5 protein-coding genes are annotated in these 6,926 nt (G+C 58.4%); all 5 read right to left on the reverse strand.

What is annotated here, in order from left to right:
* Positions 1 to 93 precede the first annotated feature (93 nt).
* A complete protein-coding gene (locus C4885_RS14860) occupies positions 94 to 1,224 on the reverse strand; it encodes a hypothetical protein (RefSeq protein WP_114001084.1) in 1,131 nt (376 codons plus the stop codon).
* A 79-nt stretch (positions 1,225 to 1,303) separates the two neighbouring features.
* Positions 1,304 to 2,899, reverse strand: coding sequence for an NAD(P)/FAD-dependent oxidoreductase (locus C4885_RS14865; RefSeq protein WP_114001085.1), 1,596 nt, complete (start codon positions 2,897 to 2,899; stop codon positions 1,304 to 1,306).
* A gap of 66 nt (positions 2,900 to 2,965) precedes the next feature.
* Entirely contained in the window at positions 2,966 to 4,264 is a 1,299-nt protein-coding gene (locus C4885_RS14870) for a YbbR-like domain-containing protein (RefSeq protein ID WP_114001086.1), read from the reverse strand.
* Positions 4,239 to 5,144: a diadenylate cyclase CdaA gene (gene cdaA, locus C4885_RS14875; protein ID WP_114001087.1), complete on the reverse strand. Its 906-nt coding sequence runs from the start codon at positions 5,142 to 5,144 to the stop codon at positions 4,239 to 4,241. Before cdaA ends, C4885_RS14870 begins: the two co-directional genes overlap by 26 nt.
* Before the next feature lie 456 nt (positions 5,145 to 5,600).
* A complete protein-coding gene (gene ispF / locus C4885_RS17260) occupies positions 5,601 to 6,758 on the reverse strand; it encodes a 2-C-methyl-D-erythritol 2,4-cyclodiphosphate synthase (protein WP_305791099.1) in 1,158 nt (385 codons plus the stop codon).
* Positions 6,759 to 6,926 lie beyond the last annotated feature (168 nt).

The raw sequence follows: 6,926 nt of genomic DNA on the forward strand, positions 1-6,926 counted from the left end.
TTATCTGCGCTTTTGGCTTGGCATCTGCCGCACCTCGCTCGCCGTATCGGCACTTAGAATTATGCGGTATTGCCTTATCTACTTTCACCGGTTTTATTTTGCACCAAAATCTGCTGCAAAGTCATGGGTCAGGCCGTCCTGGTTCAGCATGGCTTCCAGCGTATCAATTTCGGTGGAAACATCCATGCTAACATCCTGCAAAAGGGTATCGTACAGCTTTTCATATGCCGTATTCAGGGTGTGCAGGATACCCACGATATCGCGCCGGATTTCCTGCGCGTTCTGGGTAGCACTTTCGCCCAACCCCAGCGCGGTGTTCAGCAGCTTGCGGGTAGTGGGCATATAATATTCGCGGTAGCGGCGCACCCGCGGCAACTGTTCCGGGTGGTTATGCACAAACCCCATGATCGCCGCGCAGTTTTTGCGCATCTGCACCAGCTCTTCATCTGCCTGGTCCCCCAGGCGGCCCTGGCAGGTTTTGAGGTAGTTCAAAAAGTCTGCCCCATCGCGGCGGAACAGCTCTTCATCGGTCAGCGCGGGCTGAGCCGCTTTGGGCTGCACCGGTGCCGCGGCGGGCGCAGGGTGGTACATCGTTTCGTCCAGGTACAGCGTTGTTTCTGCCTCATTCATGCAGGCGTTGGGGTAATGGCCTTTGGCCAAAGCATTCCGCAGGTCTTTGCGCACCTTATCGGCGCGCACCACGCTGCTGCGGGTCAGCTCCGGCAGCTCCGCCGTAAAGCCGTGCATGCCGCGCAGGTAGCGGCGCAGACGGCCAAAATAGTTTGCTGCGTGGCAGCCTGCGTACCCCATGACAAAAAATCCCAGCGTGCAGGCGGTAAACGTCGGAGCCAGAATATTGAACACCGGCATTGCACTCCACAAGCTTGCATCATTGGGTGCCACACCGGCAAGGATGGCCATAACCAGCGCAGCAATGGCAAAGCAGCCGCCGAACACCCAGCCCAGCACGCCCATGGTCATCCAGCCGCCGTAATGCCCGGCCAGGCTGTTATCCAGCTTACGGCGGTAGGCAATAAAGCTGTTCTGTTCCGGCCTTTGCGCGGCCCGGTTCAGGGAATCTCCCACACTGTCCAGTGCGCCGGCAATACCGGAAAGCACCGTGGAACTGATGCCCAGCCCAAAGTTGACGGCACCATCCACCAGGTCATTCAGATCCTGCTGGCGGCGGTCACTTTTTTTATCATACGGGTGATTGTTGGGCATAGCGGTTCCTCTTTCTCTTCTCACTCTTTACGTTTCTTCACACGTTTCGTTATTTCAACATCTTGCCAGGCTTTGCAGTTCAGGCTTTATCCGGGGCGTACTGCTGCATCAGGGCAGCGGCGCAGCGCACACCGTCCACGGCGGCGGTCATAATGCCGCCTGCGTAACCGGCACCCTCGCCGCAGGGGTAAAGTCCCGTCAGGCCGGTGCACTGGAAGTTATCCCCGCGCAGCAGGCGCACCGGGCTGGAAGTCCGGGTTTCCAGCCCCGTCAGCACGGCATCCGGTGCCTGGTAAGCCCGCAGCTTGCGGCCAAAGGCGGTAATGCCATCCCGCAGGTCGGCGGCCAGTTCCCCCGGCAGCAGGCTGCCAAGGTCGCAGGGGGTCACGCCGCGGGGGTAGGTAGGCTGCACCGCCCCCAGCTCCAGTTTGCCGCGGCCTGCCAGAAAGCTGCCGACCGTTTCTGCCGGGGCAAGGTATCCCCCGCCGCCCGCACGGTAAGCGGCCTGTTCCAACTGGCGCTGAAATGCGACCGCCTTGACCGGGTCGTTATCAAAATCGCGGCCATCCACGCTGACCACCACGGCGGCATTGGCGTTGCGGCCATCGCGGGCATGGTAGCTCATTCCGTTGGTCACTACGCCGCCATCCTCGCTGGCGGCGGCGCACACCTGACCGCCGGGGCACATGCAGAAGGTGTACACGCACCGCTGGCCCACATGCTGGCTAAGCTGATATTCGCCCCGCGGCAGGGCCGGGTTCCCGGCAGCACCGTGGTAAAGGCTCTTTTCAATTTCTGTTTGCAGATGTTCCGCGCGGAATCCCACCGAAAACGGTTTGCATTCCAGCGGCAGGCCCATGGTATGCAGCACGGCAAAGGTATCCCGCGCGCTGTGGCCCACCGCCAGGATCAGCTGGTCGCAGAGGATGCTGCCCGCCGTAGTAGTAATGCCGCACAGCGCGCCGCCGCTGGTCTGCAGGCCGGTCAGCGCCGTGTTAAAGTGTACTTCCCCGCCAAGGTTTTCGATCTCAGTGCGGATGCTGGTAATAACGCCGCGCAGCAGGTCAGTGCCCACATGGGGCTTTTGCCGCCAGGCGATATCCGCCGGGGCGCCATGCTTCAAAAAGGCGTCCGTCACAAAGCCGCACAAAGGATCCCCCACGCGGGTGGTCAGCTTGCCGTCCGAGAATGTTCCTGCGCCGCCCTCGCCAAACTGGATATTGGCGTTGGGGTCCAGCGCGCCGGTCTGCTCAAACTTTTGCACAGCGGCCACACGGTCCGCCAGGGCCGGACCGCGCTCCAGCACAATGGGGTGGTAACCATTGCGGGCCAGCAGCAGGGCCGCAAACAGCCCCGCCGGGCCAAGGCCGACCACCACAGGGCGGTGTTTCAATGGTGTTTGACCAACCGGAAAGGTAAAATCCGGTTTGCGGGTGAAACAGACACAGGGCGAGGCCCCGGCCAAAGCCGATTCCTCACCCTCGTCATGGAGCGTGATGGCGATGGTATACACCAGCACAGGCGTGCCGTGCCGGGCATCCACCGAAAGTTTTGCCACGCCAGCCTGCGCCGGAGCGTTGCCCCGCAGGCGCAGCGTGCGGTAAGCCTGCCGGACAGCTTCCTGCTCCGGGTCCGGGCAGGAAAGCGGCAGGCGGATATTGCGTACAAGAATCATGGGCTGATGTTTTCCTTTGGTTGGCGGGCATCGGATAGGCCGGAACCCCGGCTGATGGATGCCCGGTTATTGTGAGCTTGCCTGGCACTGCACCGTATAGTTGCCGACTGCAAAAATGTGGCTGGACGACGGCACCTGAATGCTGGCCGCCACGGTTTGCTGGCCAACGGATACCGCCAGATTCTGGCAGTCCACCTGGGCCAGAATGCTGTCTGCCGAAAGTTCTTCCATCTCGCTCTTGGGGCCGTACAGCGTAACCTGATGGATCTGCGCCGTCAGCACTTCCAGGTCAATCGTACTGGGCACATTGACGGTGCGGATGTTGGTTACGGTAAAGGTACGGGAGATCATATCGGTGGTATCAAACCGGATCGTTACAGCGGATACGCCATCCAGCGAAACCACACCGGCAGGCAGTTCAATGTTTTTCTGGTAGTCGCGGTCAAACGCAAACTCACGGCCAAGATCAAAAGCCGCAACGCTCAGTTCGGTCAGGGCGCCGACCGTCTTGGCCGGGCCCGCCACATTCAAGGTAGGAATGCTGAGCGAATACTTCAGATAGGAAGTATCAAACCCGGACGGCGCATTGATAAACACGATGGAAAGCGGCAGTTCCCGCACCTGATAGACTGTCAGGTTGATATCCGCCGTGTTGCTGTCCAGCGTGGTGTATTCCGGCGTTACAATATCGCCGTTTTCATCCCGCAGTTCCAGCGATGCTGTTGCCGACACGGAATCCGAAAGCGAGCCTTCGTGCGAAACAGGGGCCACCACCTCGCTGATTTTATCCAGCTCACTGGTCGGGCCGGTCAGAGTCACTTCGGTGGGGGTGGTGGCAATGCGGTTCAGGGTAAAGCCGTCGGCAATGGTAATGCCGCTGGTATCGGTGGTAACGGGCAGTGTTTTTTCGCCGACGGTATCAAACACAACATCCACCGTCTGCGGGCTGAGCACCGTCAGCTTGATGCCCACGTTGGTATAATCGGTGTTGGTGATGCGGGCCTCCAGCCGCAGGGTGGTTTTGCCCGCCCCCTGCACACCGTTATAGACCGGGTAAACCATAATATCGGAGCTGGACAGCTTGCCGATCAAAGTACCGTTGCCGTCCGCCTGCACCTGCACGTTATCCACTGCCTGCTGGTCCACAATATCCAGCCCTTTGGAGGTATAAATGGTAGATTGGTAGCCATAATTCACGCTGACATCTTTGATGACAAAGGAACCCTGCGGATCCAGAAAGGTAGAAACCACCATCCAGACCAGCACTGCGGCCAGCACGGAAACAATTCCCAGGAAAAAGCGGTTATCCCAAATGGAACCATTCGCTTTGCGCACCGGTTCAGCGGGCTGCGTTTGTTTTTGCATGCTTGCCAGCACCTCCTTTGTTCAGCAGCCGGTTCAACAGCGGCTGCTTTTGCGCTTCGGCTGTTTCCGGCGGAATAATTTCCTCCTGCAGCAGGTTGAACAGGTTCTGGCGGTCCAGGCGGCGGATCAGAACACCATTTTTGGCCAGGGAGATAATACCGGTTTCCTCACTGACCACCACCACGATGGCATCAGAATTTTCGCTCATGCCAAGACCCGCGCGGTGGCGGGTACCCATATCTTTGCCCATTTCCAGGTTGTTGGAAAGCGGCAGCACACACCCAGCGGCCACAATGCGGCCATCCCGGATCACAACAGCGCCGTCATGTAAAGGGGTACCCTCATAAAAGATGGTACCCAGCATTTCGGGGATCACATCCGCCGAAAGCGGTGTGCCGGTGCGGATGATCTCATCCAGGTTGTTCATGCGTTCCAGCACCATCAATGCGCCGGTGCGCGTATCGGAAAGCTGCTCGGCTGCATCGCAGATGGCCACCACGGCGCTCTGCCATGCGCCGCGCAGGGTGGGGTCCTGCCGGTGGGTGGTAAACAGCAGTTTGGTCCAGTTGGTGCTTTGGCCCATGTGTTCCAGCGTGCGGCGCAGTTCCGGTTGGAACAGTACAATAGCTGCAATAAAGCCAATTTGCATCACATTGGTCAGCACCCAGCGCACCGTGCGCAGCTGCATCACATCCGCCAGCGCATAAAACACCAGCAGCAGCAGCAAACCGCGCACCAGCTGCCCGGCACGGGATTTGCGCGCAAACAAAAGGATCTGATACATGGCCAAACTGACCACCGCAATATCGATCACATCACGCAGGCCAAACGTGCGCAGGTTGCTCAAAATGTCCTGGATCACATCAAAAAAGCCAAACATCGCGCAGGCAGCCCCCTTTCCTATCCGTTGTTCTGCCGCAGTATCCGGCTACGGCCCCGGCTGTTACCTTTTAGGGTGTATCTGAAAAGTCAAAAATTCAGTCTATTTCTACAAACGCAGCCAGATTTTGCGTTAAAAAGCCTTAAATCCTGCTTGTGTTTGCGAAATATCCGTCATTTTCTTTGGGCAATACTTTGTTTTCAGATACACTTTAGTATAACACAGTTTGCCCGCCATGCAAATGTGGCAGGGCAAAAAACTGTGCCCATTGTAGAGAAGTACCCGATATGAACGCATTGGCCATGCTGCGGCGAAGTGCAAATGATATAAGCCCCCGCCAGCAAAAAGAGTTATTGCCTTAAGTTGGCGGGCGCACAATGTGCGTTCCTGCGGTCTTTATAAACGAAAAGTTCCGTTTTTTTCAGCACAAACGGTCGTTTCTTAATAAAACTCTGATTACCTTTTCTCAATCAGTGCCACGGCGTGGGCGGCAATGCCAAGCCCCTCGCCGGTAAAGCCAAGGTGTTCTTCCGTGGTAGCTTTCACGCTCACATCGTCCAGAGCAAGGCCCAAAGCATTGGCAATGTTCTGCCGCATGGCCGGGATATGCGGTGCCAGCTTGGGTGCCTGACACAAAACAGTGGCGTCAATGTTGCCAACAGTATAACCGGTTTCATCCAGCAGACGGCCAACCTCCCGCAGCAGCATCAGGGAATCTGCTCCCTCGTACCGCGGGTCGGTATCCGGAAAATGCTTGCCGATATCCCCCAGCGCCGCCGCGCCAAGCAGTGCATCCGAAACTGCGTGCAGCAGCACATCTGCATCGGAATGGCCCAGCAGGCCTTTTTCATATGGGATCGTCACGCCGCCCATAATCAGCTTGCGGCCCTCCACCAAGCGGTGAACATCATAACCATGACCAATGCGCATTGTATTTTCTCCCTTATTCTGTGCCGCGGCGGGCAGGTCCTCTTTCGTGGTAATTTTCAGGTTGACGTAATCGCCCTGCGTCAGGTGCACCGGCAGGCCCGCCAGTTCAAACAGGCTGCAGTCATCGGTCACCAGGTGGACTTTTTCCCCCTGCACAGCTTCCAAGGCCTTCCAGTACAGGTTCCGGCAGAAGCACTGGGGCGTTTGCACCGCAAACAGAGCGGCGCGGTCCGGTGTCTGCACTACAGCGCCGTCATTGGCGATCTTGATGGTATCCTTGACCGCAACCGCCGGGGCAGCGGCCCCCATGGCCTCGGCTTCCGCTAAAGCATCGGTAATAACCTGCTCGCTCACAAAGGGGCGGGCGGCATCATGGATCGCCACCAGCTGCCCTTTTGCCGCGCGCAGACCGTTGCACACACTGTCAGCGCGGGTCGCGCCGCCGCCGACCACGGTGCACGGCTTGGGGCAGGCCGCTGCAATCGCCTGGCAGGCAGGCAGGTTACCGCCTGCCACAAGGATCAGCTCGTCCACCTGCGGGTGGGCGGCAAAAGCCGCCACACTAGTTTCCAGCACGGTTTTGCCGCCGGGCAGGCGGTAACTGAGTTTATCGAATCCCATTCGGCGGGAAGCCCCCGCCGCCACAATGATAGCGCTGACTTTTACCTGGGCATTTTCTTCCACAAAATGACTCCCCTTGCAGATGTATTTCCACGTTTTGCCCACAAAGCATGGTACTGTTTATCGGCACCATGCTCTGCAGCAATTCTTCTGAGGCAACACCGCACAATTCCCGCCTAGCGGCTTAAGCACCGCTTCGGCGGCTGCGGCACGGCATCTGCGTTGCCAAAA

The sequence above is a fragment of the Subdoligranulum sp. APC924/74 genome (genome assembly GCF_003324125.1).
GTDB lineage: Bacteria > Bacillota > Clostridia > Oscillospirales > Ruminococcaceae > Gemmiger > Gemmiger qucibialis.

Bases quoted from the DNA above. Each gene is read 5' to 3' on its own strand.
- C4885_RS14860 (WP_114001084.1), bottom strand. From the start codon at position 1,224: ATGCCCAACAATCACCCGTATGATAAAAAAAGTGACCGCCGCCAGCAG.
- C4885_RS14865 (WP_114001085.1), bottom strand. From the start codon at position 2,899: ATGATTCTTGTACGCAATATCCGCCTGCCGCTTTCCTGCCCGGACCCG.
- C4885_RS14870 (WP_114001086.1), bottom strand. From the start codon at position 4,264: ATGCAAAAACAAACGCAGCCCGCTGAACCGGTGCGCAAAGCGAATGGT.
- cdaA (WP_114001087.1), bottom strand. From the start codon at position 5,144: ATGTTTGGCTTTTTTGATGTGATCCAGGACATTTTGAGCAACCTGCGC.